This is a genomic window from Amycolatopsis australiensis, assembly GCF_900119165.1.
Classification (GTDB): Bacteria; Actinomycetota; Actinomycetes; order Mycobacteriales; family Pseudonocardiaceae; genus Amycolatopsis; species Amycolatopsis australiensis.
Map to the genome: position 1 here is coordinate 1766365 of NZ_FPJG01000006.1, position 17849 is coordinate 1784213.

Here is a 17849-nt window from a genome sequence, read left to right on the forward strand (position 1 = left end):
TACGTTACCCGGAATCCCCGGGTTCAGTCGACGTTTTGGCGTCTTCGCGCCATGTTTTGCTCGATTTCTGGGGAAATACTGGTCTAACCACCCCTTCGCCGAAGGCGTCGACGGCGGCGAGCCAGGCCGCCCCGAGCACCCCATCGGAGCTGGTCAGCACCTCCAGACCGGACAATCCGCGGCGCACGAGGTCGCCCACCGGGCTCTTTCCGGTGAGCACCGAGCCGACGAGCACGACCGGGGTCGACTCGCCGGGCTCGCGCGCGGCGAGGGCGTTGGCGACGAGGAGCTCCGCCGCGCGGGCGACGATCGCGCGCGCCGCGGGCTCGCCGGCGTCGTGCGCCGCGCTCACCAACGGGGCGAAGCGGGCGAGCCGGACCGGTGCCTCGGCGTTGGCCGCCGTGATCAGCGCCCGTGACGCGGCGAGCCGCCCGGCGTCGGTCCGGACGTCCAAACCGGACGGTCCGAGCGCGGCGGCGAGCACCGCCGACGGGAGCCCGTCGAGCGGCAGGCCGCGGCCGAGAGCCTCCAAAGTGGATCGGACGGCCTCGCGGCCGAGCCAGAACGCCGAGCCCTCGTCGCCGAGCAGCCAGCCGTAGCCGCCCGCGGTGCCGGCCAGCCGCCGCTTGCGGATCCGGCCCGCGATCGACCCGGTGCCCGCCACCAGCACGGTTCCGTCCGGTGCCGACGTCGCCGACGCGTACGCCACTTCGGCGTCGGCCACGACCCGGACGACCCCGGCCAGGCCGATCCGCGCCCACGCCGCGTCGAACACCGCCGCGATCTCCGGGTCGCTCAGCTTGCTGATCCCGGCCATGCCGACGACGCAGGCCCGCACTTCACCCGGGTCACGCGAGCCCAGCGCCTCGGTGATCGCGCCGGCGATCCGGCTCGCGGCGACCTCGGGCGCGTGTGCGTTGGGGTTGGCGCCTTCGCCGCGCCCGGTGCCCAGTACCGCGCCGGCGGCGTCGACCAGTGCGGCCCTGGTCGACGTCCCGCCGGCGTCCACGCCGATCGCGAAGCTCACCGCGTCTTGGTCACCTTCAGCAGGCCGCGCGGGCTGTCCGGGTCGCCGCCGCGGGCGAGCGAGAGGCCCAGCGCGATCCGCTGGATGGGCAGGATCTCCAGGATCGGCGCCAGCTCCTCGGCCGTCGGCGCGACGTCGATGCGCAGCGCCGCGGGCACCTCGGCGGCGGCCGAGCCGACCGCGAGGACGTCCGCGCCGCGCTTGCCGACCGCCTCGAGGACCTCGTGCATCGCGCGGCCGCCGTGGCCGGCGCTGGTGACCGCGAGCACCGCGGTCTCGCCGTCGACCGCCGCGACCGGGCCGTGCAGCAGGTCCGCGCCGCTGTACGCGCGGGCGGCGAGGTAGCTGGTCTCGGCGAGCTTGAGCGAGCCTTCGAGCGCGGTGGCGTAGGAGTAGCCGCGGCCGGTGGTGAGGACCCGGTCCACGAAGCGGTACCGGTCGACCGCGCGCTGCACGCCCTCGGCGGCGCCGTCCAGGGTCTGCTGCGCCAGCTCGCCGATCTTCTCGGCGTCGGCCGCCTTGCCGCCGCGGACGGCGTCGATGAGCAGGTAGAGCGCCATCAGCGTCGCGGAATACGTCTTGGTCGCGGCGACGGCCTGCTCGACGCCGGCGCCGATGTCGACGCCGAGCTCCGACGCCGCCCGCAGCGGCGAGTCCGGCGTGTTGGTCACCGAGACCGTCAGCGCGCCCTGGCGCCGCGCCGTTTCGGTGACCTCGATCAGGTCAGGCGAGCCACCGCTCTGGCTGACCGTGACGAACAGCACGTCCCGCAGGTCCGGCCGGGCGCCGTAGAGCGTCGCCGTGGACGGCGAAACGAGACCGGCCGGAAGGCCGAGGAGTACCTCGATCAGGTACTTCGCGTACAACGCTGCGTGGTCGCTCGATCCACGCGCGGCGAGGAGGGCGAAGCGCGGCGGACGTTGTGAGATCTTTTCCGCCACCTGGGCGATTTCCGCCTGACGCGCCACCAGTCCCGCCAGGACGTCCGGCTGCTGGGCGATCTCCGCGGCCATGTGCTCGCCGGGCCGTTGTTCGGTCATCATTTTCCTCTCCACCTCCGGCATTATGTACCGGACTCAGGCGGCGTCGGTCAGGTCTAGACCAATGTTAGTGGGGCGGCGCTGATGGGGAAAAGGGTACGTTTCTTACGGGGACGTGGCGTGCGATGAGGGAAGACATAGGGAGTCGGGCATGTTGGAGACCACCACCACGGGCGAGGCGGGCGCCGTCGCCGGGATGCGCGGGCAGCGCGAGCCCAAGTACTGGGCACTGAAGCAGCACCTCCTCGATCTCCTGGACGTGCTCCCGCCCGGGTCGCCGATCCCGACCGAACGCGCGCTCGCCGGCGAGTTCACGGTCTCCCGCACCACCGTGCGCCAGGCGCTGGCCGACCTGACCGCCGAGGGCCGCCTGCACCGCGTGCAGGGCAAGGGCACCTTCGCGGCCGAGCCGAAGCTCGCGCAGCGGCTGCAGCTGTCCTCCTACACCGAGGACATGCGGCGCCAGGGTCTCAAGCCGTCGTCGAAGCTGCTGGAGCTCGAGGAGCTGCCGGCCGAGGGCGACCTCGCGAAGCTGCTCGGCATCCGCACCGGTGCGAAAATTCTTCGCCTTCGACGGCTTCGACTGGCCGATTCGCAGCCGATGGCACTGGAGACGTCGCACCTGCCCGCCGGCCGCTTCCGCGGGCTGCGCAAGCACATCTCGGCGGGCGGCTCGTTGTACGCCGTTCTGCGCGAGCACTACGGCGTCGAGCTGGAACGCGCCGAGGAGTCGATCGAGACGTCGCTCGCCGGCCCGGAGGAGGCGGAGATGCTCGGCGCCGACGTCGGCATGCCGGTGCTGCGGCTGACCCGGCACTCGTTCGCCACCGACGGCAAGCCGGTCGAGTACGCCCGCTCGGTCTACCGCGGCGACCGGTACAAGTTCGTCACCACGCTGCTGCCGTGAGCAGTTGACGGGGCTGTCCCGGCGCGGTGGAGTGGCGGGGTGACTGCCACTGAGGACACCGGGATCCGGTGGGGCACCCACGCCGCGCGGGGCGTGCTCGCCACCACGATCCTCGGGTCGGGCATGGCGATGCTCGACGGCACCATCGTCAACGTCGCCCTGCCCCGCATCGGCGCCGAGCTGAACGCGTCCGTCGCCGGGCTCCAGTGGATCCTCGACGGCTACCTGCTGGCGCTCGCCGCGCTGATCCTGGTCGCCGGCTCGCTGGGCGACCGGTACGGCAGGCGCCGGATGTACCTCATCGGCGTGGTCTGGTTCGGCGTCGCCTCCGGGTTGTGCGCGGCCGCCGTGTCGACCGAGATGCTCGTCGCGATGCGGATCCTGCAGGGCATCGGCGGCGCGCTGCTGACCCCGGGGTCGCTGGCGATCCTCCAGTCGTCGTTCGCGCACGACGCCCGCGCCCGCGCGATCGGCGCCTGGTCCGGCCTCGGCGGCATCGCGGCGGCCGCGGGTCCGCTGCTCGGCGGCTTCCTCGTCCAGGTCTGGTCGTGGCGGCTGGCGTTCCTCATCAACGTGCCGATCGCGCTCGCCGTCGTGCTGCTGGCCCGGCGGTTCGTCCCCGAGTCCCGCGACCCGGACGCGACCGGGCACCCGGACTTCGGAGCCGCCGCGCTCGGCGCGATCGGCCTCGCCGGGGTGACCGGAGCGCTGGTGGAGGCGCCGGGACGCGGCGTCGGCGACCCGATCGTGCTGGTCGCGGGGTTGCTCGGCCTCGCGGGACTGACCGCGTTCGTCATCATCCAGCACCGCTCGGCCGAGCCGCTGGTGCCGCCGTCGCTGTTCCGCGACCGGACCTTCACGCTCTCGAACGCGCTGACGTTCGTCGTCTACGCGGCACTCGGCGGCGTGATGATGCTGATGGTGATGCAGCTGCAGGTGTCGCTGCACTACTCGCCGACGGCGTCCGGGCTGGCCGGCCTGCCGCTGACGGTGATCATGCTGCTGCTGTCGGGCCGCTCCGGCGCGCTGGCCCAGCGCATCGGCCCGCGGACACAGCTGGTGGTGGGCCCGATCGTCGTCGGCATCGGGATGCTGCTGATGCTGCGGATCGCGCCGGGCGCGTCGTACCTCGGCGCGGTGCTGCCCGCGGTGGTGGTGTTCGGGCTCGGCCTGGCGACGGTGGTGGCCCCGGTGACCGCGACGGTGCTCGCCGCGGCCCCGGACCGCTACGCCGGCGTCGCGTCCGGCGTCAACAACGCGATCGCCCGCTCGGGCGGGCTGCTGGCGGTCGCGGTGCTGCCCGCCGCGGCGGGGCTGACGGGCGAGTCGTACGCGGACCCGGCGGCGTTGACGGCGGGCTGGCGGACGGCGCTGGTCATCTGCGCGGCACTGGCGATCGCGGGCGGCCTGATCGCGCTGGGCATCCACAACGGCGTGCTGGCCCCGCCGGCGGAGCCGCCCAAGGCCGAGGACGAGTGCCCGCACCTGGGCGAGTGCTACCACTGCGGAGTGGAGGGCCCGCCGACCCACATCCGCGGCGGCACCCCGGTCGCGGGCTCCTGACCCGAGCGCCCCAAGGCGGCCTTGGTTGCGTGTGACGCACCGAAGGCCGCCTTGGTTGCGTCTCACGCACCGAAGGCCACATTGGGGCGCTTCGGGCCTCGCTAGCCCGCCAGGATCTCCGCGAACATCGCCGGGTCGGCGTTGCCGCCCGAGACGAGCGCGACCGTGCGTCCCGGTGGCAGCTCGCCCGCGTGGGACAGGTACGCCGCCGTCGTCACCGCGCCGCTCGGCTCCGCCACCAGGCGGGCCTTGCGCGCCAGGGTGCGCATCGCCTCGCGGATCTCGTCCTCGGTCACCGTGACCATGTCGTCGACGACTTTCCGCAGGTGGGCGAAGGTCAGCTCGGACGGCTGCGCGCGCAGGCCGTCGGCGATCGTGCGGGCGCGGTCGGCCTGCGGCCAGTCCACCTGGCGGCCCAGCCGCAGCCCCTCGGCCGTGTCCGCCGCCAGCGCCGGCTCGACGCCGATCACCCGGGCCCGCGGGGCGCGGGCCTTGATCGCGGTGCCGACGCCCGCGGCCAGCCCGCCGCCGCTCACCGGCACCAGCACGACCTCGACGTCCGGGAGGTCCTCGGCGATTTCGAGCCCCGCCGTGCCCTGGCCGGCGATGATGGCCGCGTCGTCGTAGGGCGGCACGAGGGTCAGCCCGCGTTCGGTGGCCAGTTCGTGCGCTTTGGCCTCGTGTTCGCCGATCGGCACCTCGATCACCTCGGCGCCGTAGGAACGGGTGGCCTCGACCTTGATCCGCGGCGCGACATCCGGCACGACGATCACCGCCGGCACCCCGTACCGCTGCGCGGCGTACGCGACTGCCTGCGCGTGGTTGCCGCTCGAGTAGGCGATGACACCGCGGGTACGCCGTTCCTCGTCGAGGGTGGCGATCGCGTTGAACGCGCCCCGCACCTTGAACGCGCCGACCGGTTGGAGGCTTTCGGGTTTGAGCCACAGGGTTCCGCGGGGATCCCACGTCTGGAGCAACAGGGGCGTGCGCACGGCGACATCTCGGACGCGCTCCGCGGCGGCCTCGATGTCAGAGATCGTCACCAGTTCCATGTGCCGAGTATGTCAAGAAAACGCCCGCCGCGGAGTGTCTAAAATGGACAGTTGGAGTGGTGCTCCTCACGCTCCGGCAACGCGGGGAGTGCTTCGCACGCCTTACACGTTGAACAGGGGAGAACACGGACTACCAGATCGGGATCATGACGAAGGAGAACGCAGCGGCTTCCGAAGCGAAGGAAGAGAAGTCCGGCCTGAGGATCGCGCAGGTGCTGGCGGCGGCGCTCGCGGCGGTGACGGCGGCGCTGCTGGGCTCGACGCTCGGTGTGGCGGGCACGGTGGTCGGCGCCGGCGTGGCGAGCGTGGTGTCGACGGTCGGCAGCGAACTGTACCTGCGCTCGTTGCAGCGCACCCGCGAGGCGGCGCTCAAGGCGCGCCAGCTGGCGACGTCCGGCATCCGGCGGCGGGTGCCCGAGGTGCCGTCGGCGGCGGAGGTGCCGATCACGGACCAGCCGACGGTCCGGCTGAAGCCACCTGAGGAGACCCCCGCACGGCTGTCCGACCGGCTGCGGAAACTGCGCTGGCCGTTGATCATCGGCACGAGCGTGGTCGCGTTCGCGGTGGCGATCGTGGCGATGGTGGGCGTGGACGCGGCCACCGACGGCAAGGTGGCGGGCGGAACGGGCACGGGCATCGGCAAGATCTTCGGCGGCGGCGGAAGCGGCCGGCCGGACCCCACCCCGTCGAAGACCCCGCCGACGTCGACGGACGACACCCAGGTGTCCCCGACGGGGACGACCACCACCCCGACGCAGACGTCGACGGCCCCGACGACGTCGACGGAGTCCCCGACGCCGACCCCGAGCACGACGACGCAGCAGCCGTCGACCTCCGCCCCGGCGACGACGACCGCGCCGACCAGCAAGGCCGCCGCCCCGACGCCGACTCCGTGACCGGGTCAGGGCAGGCAGGCCCGCAGCGCCCGGGCCGCGGCGGCCGGGTCCTCGGCTTCGGTGATCGCCCGGACCACCACGATGCGTGACGCCCCGGCGTCGAGGACCTCCGGCAGCCGGGGCTGATCGATTCCGCCGATCGCGAACCAGGGGCGGGTCACCGCCGACGCCGCCACCGAGCGGACCAGGTCCAGGCCCGGCGCCGGGCGTCCCGGCTTCGTCGGCGTCGGCCAGCACGGGCCCGTGCAGAAGTAGTCCACTCCCGGCTCCCCGGCGGCCGCCAGTGCCTGCTCGACCGAGTGCGTCGACCGGCCGATCACCACCTCGTCGCCGAGGATCCGGCGGGCCAGTGGCACCGGGATGTCGTCCTGGCCGAGGTGGAGCACGTCGGCGCCGACCGCCAGCGCCACGTCCGCCCGGTCGTTCACCGACAGCAGCGCGCCGTGCCGCGCGCACGCCTCCGCCAGCACCTCCAGCGCCGCTATCTCGCCCTTCGCCTCCAAGGCGCCGGTCTTGTCGCGCAGCTGGATGACGTCGACGCCGCCGGCCAGCGCCGCGTCGGCGAAGGAGGCCAGGTCGCCGCGGTCGGTTCGGGCGTCCGTGCACAGGTACAGGCGCGCGGCGTCGAGCCGGGCGCGGATCTTGTCACCGGAAAGGGCGGGCATAGCGGCGACCGTACCCCGCGCGTTAGGGTGGAGGCGTCCGCACGGGAGCCCGGGGCACGGGCTGAGAGGGAGCTGCCGCTCCGACCGTGGAACCTGATCCGGGTCATGCCGGCGCAGGGAGCGTGATTCCCATGACGAACAACCTGGCAGTGGTCGGCGGCGGCGTGATCGGCCTGTCCGCGGCGTGGCGCGCGGCGCGCACCGGCCGCGAAGTCACCCTGTACGACCCCGAACCCGTCCGCGGCGGCGCGTCCTGGCTCGCCGGCGGCATGCTCGCCCCCGTCACCGAGGCCTGGCCGGGCGAGGAGGACGTGCTCCGCCTCGGCGAGGAGTCCCTGCGCCGCTGGCCCGGCTTCGCCCGCGACCTCGGGAAAGAAGGCGTCGACCCCGGCCTGGCCGAGCACGGGACGCTGGTGGTCGCCTTCGACAGCGCCGACGCCGGCCACCTCGACATCCTCGCCGGCTACCTGCACTCGATCGGCCGCGCGGCCGAACGCCTCACCGGCCGGGAGGCCAAGCGGCTGGAACCGGGCGCCGGATCCGTCCGAAGTGGACTGCATGTGCCCGGCGACCTGGCCGTGGACAACCGGAAGCTGCTCGAGGCGCTGCACGCCGCCTGTGTGCGGCACGGCGTCCGGTTCGTCCGCGAACGCGTCGAGACCCTGCCGGACGCCGGTGCCGTCGTGCTCGCCGCGGGCGCGTGGACCGGGCGGCTGCACCCGCGGCTGGCCGGCGCCGTCCGCCCGCTCAAGGGCGAAATCCTCCGGCTCCGGCCGCGTCGCGGCTGCCTGCCGCCGCCGGCGCGCACGATCCGGGCCGTCGTCGAGGGCCGCCCGATCTACCTCGTCCCGCGCGGCGCCTCCGAGCTCGTCCTCGGCGCCACCCAGTACGAGGCCGGGTTCGACCAGTCCGTCACCGCCCGCGGTGTGCGCGAGCTGCTCGAAGGCGCCGAACGCGTCTTCCCCGCGATCACCGAGTACGAGCTGGTCGAGACCGCCGCCGGCCTGCGGGCCGGCAGCCGGGACGTCCTGCCCTACATCGGCGTCCTGGACGACGGCGTCTTCGCCGCGACCGGGCACCACCGCAACGGCCTGCTGATGGCCCCGGTGACCGCGGACGCCGTGGTCGCCTGGCTCGAGGGGGAGGAACCGCCCGAAGGCGTCGACGCGGCGTCCCCCGCCCGCCTGCACCAGAAGGAGCACGTGTGATGGAGATCAAGCTCAACGGCCAGTGGACGGAGTTCCCGGACGGCGCGACCGTCGCCGACGTCCTGGACGCCTCGGGCGGGCAGCGGCCCGGCATCGCCGTCGCGGTCGACGGCGTCGTCGTCCGCCGCACCGACTGGCCGACGACCACCGTGCCCAAGGGCGCGGGCGTCGACGTGCTCACCGCGGTCCAGGGAGGCTGAAATGTCCGAAGAACCGCTGGTCATCGGGTCCTGCAAGCTGTCGTCCCGGCTGATCATCGGCACCGGCGGCGCGGCCAACCTCGCCGTGCTCGAACGCGCGCTGGTCGCCTCCGGCACCGAGCTGACCACCGTCGCCATGCGCCGCGCCGACGCCGAAGGCGGCTCGGGCGTCCTCGAGCTGCTGCGCCGGCTCGGCATCGAGCTGCTGCCGAACACCGCGGGCTGCCGCACCGCCGCCGAGGCCGTCCTCACCGCGCAGCTCGCGCGGGAGGCGCTGGAAACCGACCTGATCAAGCTCGAGGTGCACGCCGACGACCGCACGCTGCTGCCGGACCCGATCGAGACGCTCGACGCCGCCGAACGGCTGGCCGCCGACGGGTTCACCGTGTTCGCCTACACGAACGACGACCCGGTGCTCGCGCTGCGCCTGGAGGAGGCCGGCTGCGCGGCGGTGATGCCGCTGGGCGCGCCGATCGGCACCGGCCTCGGCATCCGGAATCCGCACAACATCGAGCTGATCGTCGCGCGGGCGGGCGTCCCGGTGATCCTGGACGCCGGAATCGGTACGGCCTCGGACGCGACGCTGGCGATGGAGCTGGGCTGCGACGCCGTCCTGCTGTCCACCGCCGTCACCCGGGCGGCGGACCCCGAACGGATGGCCGCGGCCATGCGCGCGGCCGTCGTCGCCGGTCACCTGGCCAGGGGCGCGGGGCGGGTGCCGCAGCGGTTCTGGGCCCAGGCGTCGAGTCCACCCCGGTGAACGCGGGTGGCTTAACGCCGAACGTGCACGGCGAGCACGTAAGGTGGACGGCACTTTCCGGCGCATCCGCGGCGGGGCAGGGCAGAAGGAGCCAGCCGTGACCAGCACCTCGGTCCAGGACGTCTCGGGCAGGTTGTACCTCGCCGTGGGCAGGCTGTCCCGGTCACTGCGCCAGGCCGGCGTGCCCGGCCCCGGCCACGGCGCCATCTCGGCGCTCGCGACGCTGGTGCACGCGGGCCAGCTCCGGCTCGGCGACCTCGCGGCCAAGGAAGGCGTCGCGGCGGCCACGATGTCGCGGATCATCGCGTCCCTGGTCGAGGCGGGGTACGTCAGCCGCGAATCCGACCCGGTCGACCGCCGGGCGTGGCTGGCGAAGGCGACGGAGGAGGGCGAGCGGCTCGTCTCGGGCGTCCGGTCGACGCGGGTGCAGGAGCTGAACCGGCGCCTCGACCGCCTTTCGCCGGAGCACCGCGAAGCCCTGACGGCGGCGATCCCGGCGCTGGAAGCCCTGATCGCGGACGACTAACGGTCCTCCGGAGCCAGCCGCCAGAACGCCGAGACCGGGCCGACCTTCGCGCCCATCGGGTAGGCGTGCTCGACGGCGTGCGAGACGAACCACTTGCCGTAGCGGGCCGCGTCCTCGACGGACATCCCCTTCGCGAGGCCGGCCGTCAGCGCCGAAGCCATCGTGTCGCCCGCGCCGTGGGTGTGCGGGGTCGCGTAGCGCTGTCCCGGTAGCTCCACGAACGTGGAGCCGTCGAAGAGCAGGTCGACGCACTCCGGGTCGGCCTGCAGGTGGCCGCTCTTGACCAGCACGTAGCGCGGGCCCATCCGGTGCAGCACCACCGCGGCCGTGTGCATGCCTTCGCGGTCGGTCACCGTCATGCCGGTGAGCAGGCGGACTTCGTCGAGGTTCGGCGTCAGGACCGTCGCGCGCGGCAGCAGCTCGTCGCGCAGGGCCACCAGGCCGGCTTCGTCGAACAGCGGGTGCCCGTGCATCGACGCCGCGACCGGGTCGACGACGAACGGGATCTTCTCGTCGCGTCCGATCCCGGCCTTGTCACACGCGGCCGCGACGGCGTGGATGATCCCGGCCGACGCCAGCATGCCCGTCTTCGCCGCGCCGACACCCATGTCCGCCGCGACGGCTTCGATCTGCCCGGCCACGATGTGCGGCGGCAGGTCGGCGCGGTCGTGCACGCCCAGGGTGTTCTGGACGGTGACGGCGGTGACCGCGACCAAGCCGTGCACGCCGCAGGTCAGGAAGGTGCGCAGGTCCGCCTGCAGCCCGGCGGCGCCGCCGGAGTCCGACCCCGCGATGGTGAGCGCGGAGGGAGGGCTCGAGGTCATCTTCTACCCGACTTCTGGTCTAGTCCATCCATGCCGCCGCCACCACCCGCAACGGGGACGCTTCGCGTCACAGTATTGGATCAGCGGCCGCTTTTGCTTCACCGACAGTCAACCACGGTGGCACATTGTGGGGGCTACTCACCAGTTCGAAGGAGCCTGGATGAAGCTCTTCTCGGTGGCACTCCTCACGGCGGCGCTCACGCTCTCCGGGGCCACGGCCGCGAACGCCGACAGCCCGAAGCTTTCCCACGTCACGACGGTCGGCGTGCACAACACGTACGACCCGGCGGCCTACGACTACCTCGCCCGCGCGCTCGACGCGGGTTCGTCGCTGATCGAGCTGGACGTCTGGCCGGACTTCTTCACGCACGAGTGGAAGGTCAGCCACTCGAACCCGCTGGGGAACCAGAACAACTGCGTCGCGGCGACGTCGGCGTCGCAGCTGTACTCCGGTGGCACGAACAAGAACCTCGAATACTGCCTCGACGACATCCGGATCTGGCTCGCCGCCCACCCCGGGCACACGCCGCTCACGCTCAAGATCGAGATGAAAACCGGCTTCTCGGACAACACCGGCCTGGGTCCGGACGAGCTGGACGCCACGTTCCGCGCGCACCTCGGCAGCGTCGCGTTCCGCCCGGCGGAACTGCTGGGCGGCTACGGCACGCTCGACGACGCGGCGAAGGCGGACAACTGGCCGTCCGTGGACGCGTTGCGCGGCCGGGTGATCACGGAGATCATCCCGGGCACGGTCGAGGAGGGGAACCCGACCGACACGCTGCACACCGACGTCGAGTACGCGCGGTACCTGGTGGGCCTCAAGAACGCGGGCCGGCTGGGTGAGGCGAACATCTTCCCGACCGTCCACGGCGCGGCGGCGGGAGATCCGCGGGACAAGTACACGGCCGACTTGAAGCCGTGGTTCGTGGTGTTCGACGGCGACGCGAGCGCGTGGGTGACGCAGACGGGCCCGTGGTGGTACGACGCCGATCACTACTACCTGGTGATGACGGACGCGCAGAACGTGGCCCCGGCGATCGACGCCCACAACCCGACGGTGGACCAGGCCAACCAGCGCGTCGCGGAACTGGCGAAGCAGCACGCGTCGGTGGTCACGGCGGACTGGACCGGGTTGACGACGGTGCTGCCCCAGGTGCTGAACCGCGGCTAGGCCGGTCCGCCGTGGCTGTCGTGAGTGAGAAACAGGGTCCTACCCCGGTTTCTCACTCACGACGACTGCGGGAGGACCCAGAACGGCGACACCGGGCCGACCCCCGCGCCCAGCGGGTAGGCCTCCGCCACGCAACGCTCGATGAACTTCTTGCCCGCCGCGACCGCGTCCGGCACCGAGGCGCCCTTCGCCAGTGACGCCGTGATCGCCGACGCCAGGGTGTCACCGCCGCCGTGGGTGTTCTGCGTCTCGTAGCGCGGGCCGGTCAGGGAGATGAACTCGCGGCCGTCCGAGAGCAGGTCCACGCACTCGGGCGTGCCCGTCATGTGGCCGCCCTTCACCAGGACCCACCGGGAGCCGAACGCCAGCAGCGCCTCGGCCGCCGCTCGCTGAGAAGCCGTGTCCACCACCGAAATCCCGGTCAGCAGCCGCACCTCGTCCAGGTTCGGCGTGATCAGCGTGGCCCGGGGGAACAGCTCCGTGCGGATCGCCTCCAGCGCGTCTTCGCGCAGCAGTGCGTGTCCCGTCATCGACGCCGCCACCGGGTCGACCACGAGCGGGAAGGCCGAGCCCAGCTCGTCGAGCGTCTTCGCGACCGCGCGGATGATCTCCGCCGACGCCAGCATGCCCGTCTTCGCCGCGTTCACGCCCATGTCGGACGCCACCGCCTTGATCTGCGCGGTGACGACGTCCGGGGGGAGCTCCGTGAAACCCTGCACGCCCAACGAGTTCTGCACGGTGACGGCGGTCAGCGCGACCAGCCCGTGCACGCCGTGCGCGAAGAACGTCCGCAGGTCCGCCTGGATGCCCGCACCACCGCCGGAGTCGGATCCGGCGATGGTGAGGGCCGTCCGTGGCGTCATGGCCCCACCACGGGCAGGTACACCTTGCCGCCCGATTCGGTGAACTCCGCGGACTTCGAAGCCATGCCGGCCTCGATGGCTTCCACAGTGGACAGTCCGTGCTCCTCGGCGTACTTGCGGACATCCTGGGTGATCCGCATCGAGCAGAACTTCGGCCCGCACATCGAGCAGAAGTGCGCGGTCTTGGCCGGCTCGGCGGGCAGCGTCTCGTCGTGGAACGAGCGCGCCGTGTCCGGGTCGAGCGAGAGGTTGAACTGGTCGTTCCAGCGGAACTCGAACCGCGCCTTCGACAGCTCGTCGTCCCACTCCTGCGCGTACTTGTGCCCCTTGGCCAGGTCCGCGGCGTGCGCGGCGATCTTGTACGTGATCACGCCGGTCTTGACGTCGTCGCGGTTCGGCAGGCCGAGGTGCTCCTTCGGCGTGACGTAGCACAGCATCGCCGTGCCGTACCAGCCGATCTGCGCCGCGCCGATGGCCGACGTGATGTGGTCGTACGCCGGCGCGATGTCCGTCGCGAGTGGACCGAGCGTGTAGAACGGTGCCTCGCCGCAGAGCTTCTCCTCCAGCTCCACGTTCTCCTTGATCTTGTGCATCGGCACGTGGCCGGGGCCCTCGATCATCACCTGCACGTCGTGCGAACGCGCGATGTGCGTCAGCTCGCCGAGCGTCTCCAGCTCGGCGAACTGCGCGCGGTCGTTGGCGTCGGCGATCGAACCCGGGCGCAGGCCGTCACCGAGGGAGAACGTGACGTCGTACTGCCGGAGGATCTCGCAGAGCTCCTCGAAGTGCGTGTACAAAAAGGACTCCTTGTGGTGCGCCAGGCACCACGCGGCCATGATCGAGCCGCCGCGGCTGACGATCCCGGTGACGCGCCGGGCGGTCAGCGGGATGTAGCGCAGCAGCACGCCGGCGTGCACGGTGACGTAGTCGACGCCCTGCTCGCACTGCTCGACGATCGTGTCGCGGTAGACCTCCCACGACAGCTTTTCGGGCTCCCCGTCGACTTTCTCGAGCGCCTGGTAGATCGGCACCGTGCCGACCGGGACGGGCGAGTTGCGGATGATCCACTCCCGCGTCTCGTGGATCCGCTTGCCGGTGGACAGGTCCATGATCGTGTCGGCGCCCCAGCGGGTCGCCCACACCATCTTGTCGACCTCTTCCTCGACCGACGACCAGACCGCCGAGTTGCCCATGTTGGCGTTGATCTTCACGAGGAAGTTCTTGCCGATGATCATCGGCTCGGACTCGGGGTGCTTCCGGTTGGCCGGGATCACCGCGCGCCCGCTGGCCACTTCGTCGCGCACGAACTCGGGGGAAACCCGTTCCCGCGCGGCGACGTACTCCATCTCGCGCGTGATGACACCCTGCTTGGCCCAGCCGAGCTGCGTGTTGTGCGCACGGCCGTCGGCCCAGCCCGCCCGCAGCCGGTGCAGTCCATTGTGGACGTCGATCGAAGCGTCCGGATCGGTGTACGGGCCCGAAGTGTCGTAAACGTCGAAGTGTTCCCCGTTGGACAGATCGATCCGCCGCGCGGGCACGCGAAGCCCGGATTCGGTCTGGTGGTACACCTTGCGCGAGCCGGTGATCGGCCCGGTCGTCACGGAAACGGCGGCGTTGTTCTCCAGCGTCGTCAACGACTTTCACTCCCTACGCCGGCATTACCCGGTCAGGTTCATGCGGTCGGCGACGCCTGCGTGACGCAAGTCGCCCTCTCAGCCCGCCATGGCGCGAGCTCCCGCGTTGGTGTTGTGCCCCCGACCATGCCACGCCGGCGGCGCAGACTCAAGTCCGCTCACCTCACCCGACCAACTCGGCGGGCGTCGCGTAGACGTCGACCATGGCGCCGTTGCGCAGCACGGTGATCGGCAGTGCGGTGCCGATCACTTCCGCGAACAGCTGCCGCTGGATGCCTTGTGCGTCCGAAACACGGGTTCGCCCGACGGTCAGCACGAGGTCGCCGGCGCGCAGCCCGGCCCGGTCGGCGGGGCCGCCGGCGACGACTTCGCGCACGCGCAGCCCGGCGCGCTGCCCGGTGCGCTCGGCGACATCGTCCGGCAGCGGCGCGGGCACGCCGACGACACCGAGGTACGCCCGCCGGACCCGGCCCTCGACCACGAGCGTGTCGATGATCCGCCGGGTCGTCGCGTTGATCGGCACGGCGAGCCCGAGCCCGACGCCGGCGACGGCGGTGTTGACGCCGACGACCCGGCCGGCGGAGTCGGCGAGCGCGCCACCGGAATTGCCGGGGTTGAGGGCGGCGTCGGTCTGGATGACGTCTTCGATGACCCGCGTGGCGCGCCCCTGCCGCACGGGCAGCGCGCGGCCGAGTGCGCTGACGACACCGGCGGTGACGGTGCCGGAGAAACCGAGCGGGCTCCCGATGGCGACGACGAGCTGCCCGACGACGAGCCGGTCGGCGTCCCCGAGCTCGGCGGCCGACGGTGTCTCGCCGCGGGCGCGCAGCACGGCGAGATCGGACAGCGGATCGGCTCCGACGACGTCGAAGGGCACCTCGCTGCCGTCGGCGAAGGTCGCGACACCCCGCCGGTGATCGTCGACGACGTGGGCGTTGGTGAGCAGGTGGCCGTCGTCGGCGAAGACGACGGCCGAGCCGCCGCCGCGCGCGAGCTGGACCCCGGCGACGTGCGGGGTGACGGTCTTCGCGACCGTGCTGACCGCGCGGGAATAGGCGTCCATCGCCTCGTCCATCGATGCACCTCGATTACACCGTTGCAGGTACTGCAAGTCTGCGCCGGTGCGCGCGGGAAGTCCGTTCGCTGTCCGTGAACCGGTTCACCGGACCAGTGACGGTCGGTGGTTCACCGGTTCGGACCATGCGCCGGTGAAGGATCGGCGGCAGACTGCCAGGCGCTTCTGTAACGGTGCAGAAGCGACCTTTCTGTGGGGTTGATATGCGCAAACTCATGTTCGGCGCCCTCGCCGGGCTGCTGGTCACCGGGCTGATCCCGGCGACCGCCGTGGCCGCGGAGGAGGCACCCGGCGCGCCCGGGGCCCACCCGAGCTGGCTGCCCGCGAACAAGACCGGCTTCGGCACCGCCCGCGACCGGTCCTCCAACGTCTGGTTCACCCTTCAGGGTGGCCAGCTGTCCGAGGTGTACTACCCGGACCTGTCGACGCCGAGCGTCCGCTCGCTCAACTTCGTCGTCACGGACGGCCGCAGCTTCGCCGTCACCGACTACTCGGCGAAGTCGCAGCAGGTCCGGCGGACCGACGACGACAGCCTGACCTACGAGCAGACCGTCACCGACGACCAGCACCGCTGGCGCCTCCGCAAGACCTACGTCACCGACCCGGCCGCCACGACGGTGCTGGTGGACGTCGACTTCCAGTCGCTCACCGGGCGGCCCTACCAGCTCTACGCGGTCGCCGACCCGGACCTCACCAACGACGGCTCCGACGACTCGGCCGCCCGTCAGGGTGACGCCGTCACCGCGCAGGACGCCACGAACGCCGCCGCGCTCACCGCGAAGCCCGCCTTCACGAAGACCAGCGTCGGCTACGCGGGTGCGTCCGACGGGAACACGCAACTGGCCAAGACCTTCCAGCTGAAGCAGTACGACACCGCGAGCAAGGGCAACGTCGTGCTGACCGGCCAGACGAACGCCGACGGCCTCCGCGACCGGCACGTCACCCTCGCGCTCGGCCTGGGTGCGAAGGCCGCCGACGCGCTCGGCAGCGCCCAGGCGTCGCAGCGACGCGGTGTCCGTGACATCACGCGCGCGTACGACCGCGGCTGGGCGCAGTACCTGCGTGAGGTGAGCAAGCCGCCGTCGTCGCTGAAGACCGATGCCGAGCGCGACCTCTACAAGGCGTCGATGCTGACGCTCGCCGCGAGCGAGGACAAGCACCACCCGGGCGCCTTCATCGCGTCGCCGAGCATGCCGTGGCGGTTCGGGAACAACGACCCGGAGTGGTCGCCGTCCGGCACCTACCACCTCGTCTGGCCGCGTGACCTCTACCAGATCGCGACCGGCCTGGCCGCCGGCGGCGACAAGGCGGCCGCGAACCGCGCCGTGTCCTACATGTTCGGCACGCAGCAGCAGGCCGACGGGCACCTGCCGCAGAACAGCCGCGTCGACGGCGTGCCGTACTGGACCTCGGTCCAGCTCGACGAGACCGCGTTCCCGATCGTCCTGGCCCAGCAGCTCGGCCGGAACGACCTGTGGCCGGGCGTCCGCAAGGCCGCCGACTTCATCCTCGGGTACAAGGGGCCGAACGGGCAGCCGTCGCCGTACACCCAGCAGGAACGCTGGGAGGAGCAGGACGGCTGGTCCCCGTCGACCATCGCCTCGGTGATCGCCGGGCTCGTCTGCGCGGCCGACCTCGCGTCGCACAACGGCGCCGCGGCGGACGCGGCCCGCTACCTGGCCGCGGCCGACAAGATGAAGGCCGACCTGCCGAAGCAGACGATCACCACGAACGGGCCGCTGTCGAAGGACCCGTACTTCGTCCGGCTCACCAAGGACGGCAACGCGAACGCCGGCACGACGTACAACCTGGGCAACTCGAGCGTCACGATGGACCAGCGCGCGGTCACCGACGCGGGTTTCCTCGACCTGGTCCGGCTGGGCGTCTACCGCGCCGACGACCCGGTGATCCGCAACAGCATCCGGGTGACCGACGCCGACATCGCGTTCACCACGCCGACCGGCCAGTTCTGGCACCGCTACACGAAGGACGGCTACGGCGAGCAGGCCGACGGCTCGCCGTGGGACTACACGTTCCCGGCGGGCAGCCGCACGACGTTCGGGCGGCTGTGGCCGCTGCTGGCCGGCGAGCGGGGCGAGTACGAGCTGACGCTCGGCGACCCGGCCTCGGCGGCGCGGCGGCTGCGTGACCTCGGCCGGGTGAGCAGCTCGGCGGAGACCATGCCGGAGCAGGTGTGGGACGAAAACCCGCCGTCGGGGCAGACCGGCTTCCCGGCCGGCACGCCGAACACGTCGGCGACCCCGCTGGCCTGGACGCACGCGCAGTACGTCCGGCTGGCCTGGGACGTCAGGGCGGGCTCGGTCCTGGAGACGCCGGCGGTGGTCCGCTGCCACTTCCTCGGCTGCTGAGTCTCAAGCGCCCCAATGTGGCCTTCGGTGCGTGTGACGCACCGAAGGCCGCCTTGGGTGCGTCTGACG

17 protein-coding genes and 2 riboswitches are annotated in these 17849 nt (G+C 72.1%); of the genes, 9 read left to right on the plus strand and 8 right to left on the minus strand.

Going from position 1 to position 17849, the window contains the following annotated elements; translation table 11 throughout:
- Positions 1–4: 4 nt before the first annotated feature.
- Positions 5–1027: an N-acetylglucosamine kinase gene (locus tag BT341_RS09750; protein ID WP_072475968.1), complete on the minus strand. Its 1023-nt coding sequence runs from the start codon at positions 1025–1027 to the stop codon at positions 5–7.
- Positions 1024–2070, minus strand: coding sequence for an SIS domain-containing protein (locus BT341_RS09755; RefSeq protein ID WP_084742812.1), 1047 nt, complete (start codon positions 2068–2070; stop codon positions 1024–1026). The genes BT341_RS09750 and BT341_RS09755 overlap by 4 nt, the downstream gene beginning before the upstream one ends.
- Before the next feature lie 148 nt (positions 2071–2218).
- Here BT341_RS09755 and BT341_RS09760 point away from each other — a divergent pair, with 148 nt between their 5' ends.
- Together BT341_RS09760 and BT341_RS09765 are read left to right on the plus strand one after the other, a co-directional pair.
- Positions 2219–2974: a GntR family transcriptional regulator gene (locus BT341_RS09760; protein ID WP_072475970.1), complete on the plus strand. Its 756-nt coding sequence runs from the start codon at positions 2219–2221 to the stop codon at positions 2972–2974.
- A 39-nt stretch (positions 2975–3013) separates the two neighbouring features.
- Positions 3014–4537, plus strand: coding sequence for an MFS transporter (locus BT341_RS09765; protein WP_072475971.1), 1524 nt, complete (start codon positions 3014–3016; stop codon positions 4535–4537).
- Positions 4538–4638: 101 nt separating this feature from the next.
- Here the strand turns inward: BT341_RS09765 and BT341_RS09770 are convergent, their stop codons facing one another.
- Positions 4639–5589, minus strand: a complete 951-nt coding sequence (locus BT341_RS09770; protein ID WP_072475972.1) for a threonine ammonia-lyase — start codon at positions 5587–5589, stop codon at positions 4639–4641.
- A gap of 146 nt (positions 5590–5735) precedes the next feature.
- On the opposite strand from BT341_RS09770, the gene BT341_RS09775 reads away from it, so the two are divergent.
- Positions 5736–6485: a hypothetical protein gene (locus BT341_RS09775; protein WP_072475973.1), complete on the plus strand. Its 750-nt coding sequence runs from the start codon at positions 5736–5738 to the stop codon at positions 6483–6485.
- 5 nt (positions 6486–6490) lie between these two features.
- Here BT341_RS09775 and thiE read toward each other — a convergent pair whose 3' ends face one another.
- Positions 6491–7150, minus strand: a complete 660-nt coding sequence (gene thiE, locus BT341_RS09780; RefSeq protein ID WP_072475974.1) for a thiamine phosphate synthase — start codon at positions 7148–7150, stop codon at positions 6491–6493.
- Positions 7151–7181: 31 nt separating this feature from the next.
- Positions 7182–7287: riboswitch (TPP riboswitch) on the plus strand.
- On the opposite strand from thiE, the gene thiO reads away from it, so the two are divergent.
- The 4 genes from thiO (at position 7282) to BT341_RS09800 (ending at position 9844) form a co-directional block, all read left to right on the plus strand.
- Complete coding sequence (gene thiO, locus BT341_RS09785) at positions 7282–8358, plus strand: glycine oxidase ThiO (protein ID WP_072475975.1); 1077 nt, start codon at positions 7282–7284, stop codon at positions 8356–8358. Its footprint overlaps the riboswitch before it by 6 nt.
- Positions 8358–8558 (plus strand): sulfur carrier protein ThiS, encoded by a 201-nt coding sequence (gene thiS / locus BT341_RS09790; protein WP_072475976.1) that lies wholly within the window; start codon positions 8358–8360, stop codon positions 8556–8558. The genes thiO and thiS overlap by 1 nt, the downstream gene beginning before the upstream one ends.
- A 1-nt stretch (position 8559) precedes the next feature.
- On the plus strand, positions 8560–9318 hold the full coding sequence (thiG, locus tag BT341_RS09795; protein ID WP_072475977.1) for a thiazole synthase: 759 nt from the start codon (positions 8560–8562) through the stop codon (positions 9316–9318).
- Between the two features lie 97 nt (positions 9319–9415).
- A complete protein-coding gene (locus BT341_RS09800) occupies positions 9416–9844 on the plus strand; it encodes a MarR family winged helix-turn-helix transcriptional regulator (protein ID WP_003101725.1) in 429 nt (142 codons plus the stop codon).
- On the opposite strand, the gene thiD (BT341_RS09805) is transcribed toward BT341_RS09800, so the two are convergent.
- Positions 9841–10668: a bifunctional hydroxymethylpyrimidine kinase/phosphomethylpyrimidine kinase gene (gene thiD / locus BT341_RS09805; RefSeq protein ID WP_072475978.1), complete on the minus strand. Its 828-nt coding sequence runs from the start codon at positions 10666–10668 to the stop codon at positions 9841–9843. The genes BT341_RS09800 and thiD (BT341_RS09805) overlap by 4 nt on opposite strands.
- A 160-nt stretch (positions 10669–10828) precedes the next feature.
- Here thiD (BT341_RS09805) and BT341_RS09810 point away from each other — a divergent pair, with 160 nt between their 5' ends.
- The gene (locus tag BT341_RS09810; RefSeq protein ID WP_072475979.1) at positions 10829–11839 is read left to right on the plus strand and encodes a phosphatidylinositol-specific phospholipase C domain-containing protein; all 1011 of its coding nucleotides are present in this window, start codon (positions 10829–10831) and stop codon (positions 11837–11839) included.
- A gap of 56 nt (positions 11840–11895) precedes the next feature.
- On the opposite strand, the gene thiD (BT341_RS09815) is transcribed toward BT341_RS09810, so the two are convergent.
- From thiD (BT341_RS09815) to BT341_RS09825, 3 genes are all read right to left on the minus strand, one after another.
- Positions 11896–12702, minus strand: a complete 807-nt coding sequence (gene thiD / locus BT341_RS09815; protein ID WP_072475980.1) for a bifunctional hydroxymethylpyrimidine kinase/phosphomethylpyrimidine kinase — start codon at positions 12700–12702, stop codon at positions 11896–11898.
- Positions 12699–14336 carry a phosphomethylpyrimidine synthase ThiC gene (gene thiC / locus BT341_RS09820; RefSeq protein ID WP_072475981.1) on the minus strand — a complete coding sequence of 546 codons (1638 nt, stop codon included), beginning with the start codon at positions 14334–14336 and terminating at the stop codon, positions 12699–12701. The genes thiD (BT341_RS09815) and thiC overlap by 4 nt, the downstream gene beginning before the upstream one ends.
- Positions 14330–14451: riboswitch (TPP riboswitch) on the minus strand. It overlaps the preceding gene by 7 nt.
- 48 nt (positions 14452–14499) lie before the next feature.
- The gene (locus tag BT341_RS09825) at positions 14500–15411 is read right to left on the minus strand and encodes a S1C family serine protease (protein ID WP_072475982.1); all 912 of its coding nucleotides are present in this window, start codon (positions 15409–15411) and stop codon (positions 14500–14502) included.
- A gap of 203 nt (positions 15412–15614) precedes the next feature.
- On the opposite strand from BT341_RS09825, the gene BT341_RS09830 reads away from it, so the two are divergent.
- Entirely contained in the window at positions 15615–17780 is a 2166-nt protein-coding gene (locus BT341_RS09830; RefSeq protein ID WP_072475983.1) for a glycoside hydrolase family 15 protein, read from the plus strand.
- Positions 17781–17849 lie beyond the last annotated feature (69 nt).

Bases quoted from the DNA above. Each gene is read 5' to 3' on its own strand.
- thiS (WP_072475976.1), top strand. From the start codon at position 8,358: ATGGAGATCAAGCTCAACGGCCAGTGGACGGAGTTCCCGGACGGCGCG.
- thiD (WP_072475980.1), bottom strand. From the start codon at position 12,702: ATGACGCCACGGACGGCCCTCACCATCGCCGGATCCGACTCCGGCGGT.
- BT341_RS09775 (WP_072475973.1), top strand. From the start codon at position 5,736: ATGACGAAGGAGAACGCAGCGGCTTCCGAAGCGAAGGAAGAGAAGTCC.
- thiO (WP_072475975.1), top strand. From the start codon at position 7,282: ATGACGAACAACCTGGCAGTGGTCGGCGGCGGCGTGATCGGCCTGTCC.
- BT341_RS09755 (WP_084742812.1), bottom strand. From the start codon at position 2,070: ATGATGACCGAACAACGGCCCGGCGAGCACATGGCCGCGGAGATCGCC.
- BT341_RS09825 (WP_072475982.1), bottom strand. From the start codon at position 15,411: ATGGACGAGGCGATGGACGCCTATTCCCGCGCGGTCAGCACGGTCGCG.
- BT341_RS09810 (WP_072475979.1), top strand. From the start codon at position 10,829: ATGAAGCTCTTCTCGGTGGCACTCCTCACGGCGGCGCTCACGCTCTCC.
- thiE (WP_072475974.1), bottom strand. From the start codon at position 7,150: ATGCCCGCCCTTTCCGGTGACAAGATCCGCGCCCGGCTCGACGCCGCG.
- BT341_RS09760 (WP_072475970.1), top strand. From the start codon at position 2,219: ATGTTGGAGACCACCACCACGGGCGAGGCGGGCGCCGTCGCCGGGATG.
- BT341_RS09830 (WP_072475983.1), top strand. From the start codon at position 15,615: ATGCGCAAACTCATGTTCGGCGCCCTCGCCGGGCTGCTGGTCACCGGG.
- thiD (WP_072475978.1), bottom strand. From the start codon at position 10,668: ATGACCTCGAGCCCTCCCTCCGCGCTCACCATCGCGGGGTCGGACTCC.
- thiG (WP_072475977.1), top strand. From the start codon at position 8,560: ATGTCCGAAGAACCGCTGGTCATCGGGTCCTGCAAGCTGTCGTCCCGG.
- BT341_RS09770 (WP_072475972.1), bottom strand. From the start codon at position 5,589: ATGGAACTGGTGACGATCTCTGACATCGAGGCCGCCGCGGAGCGCGTC.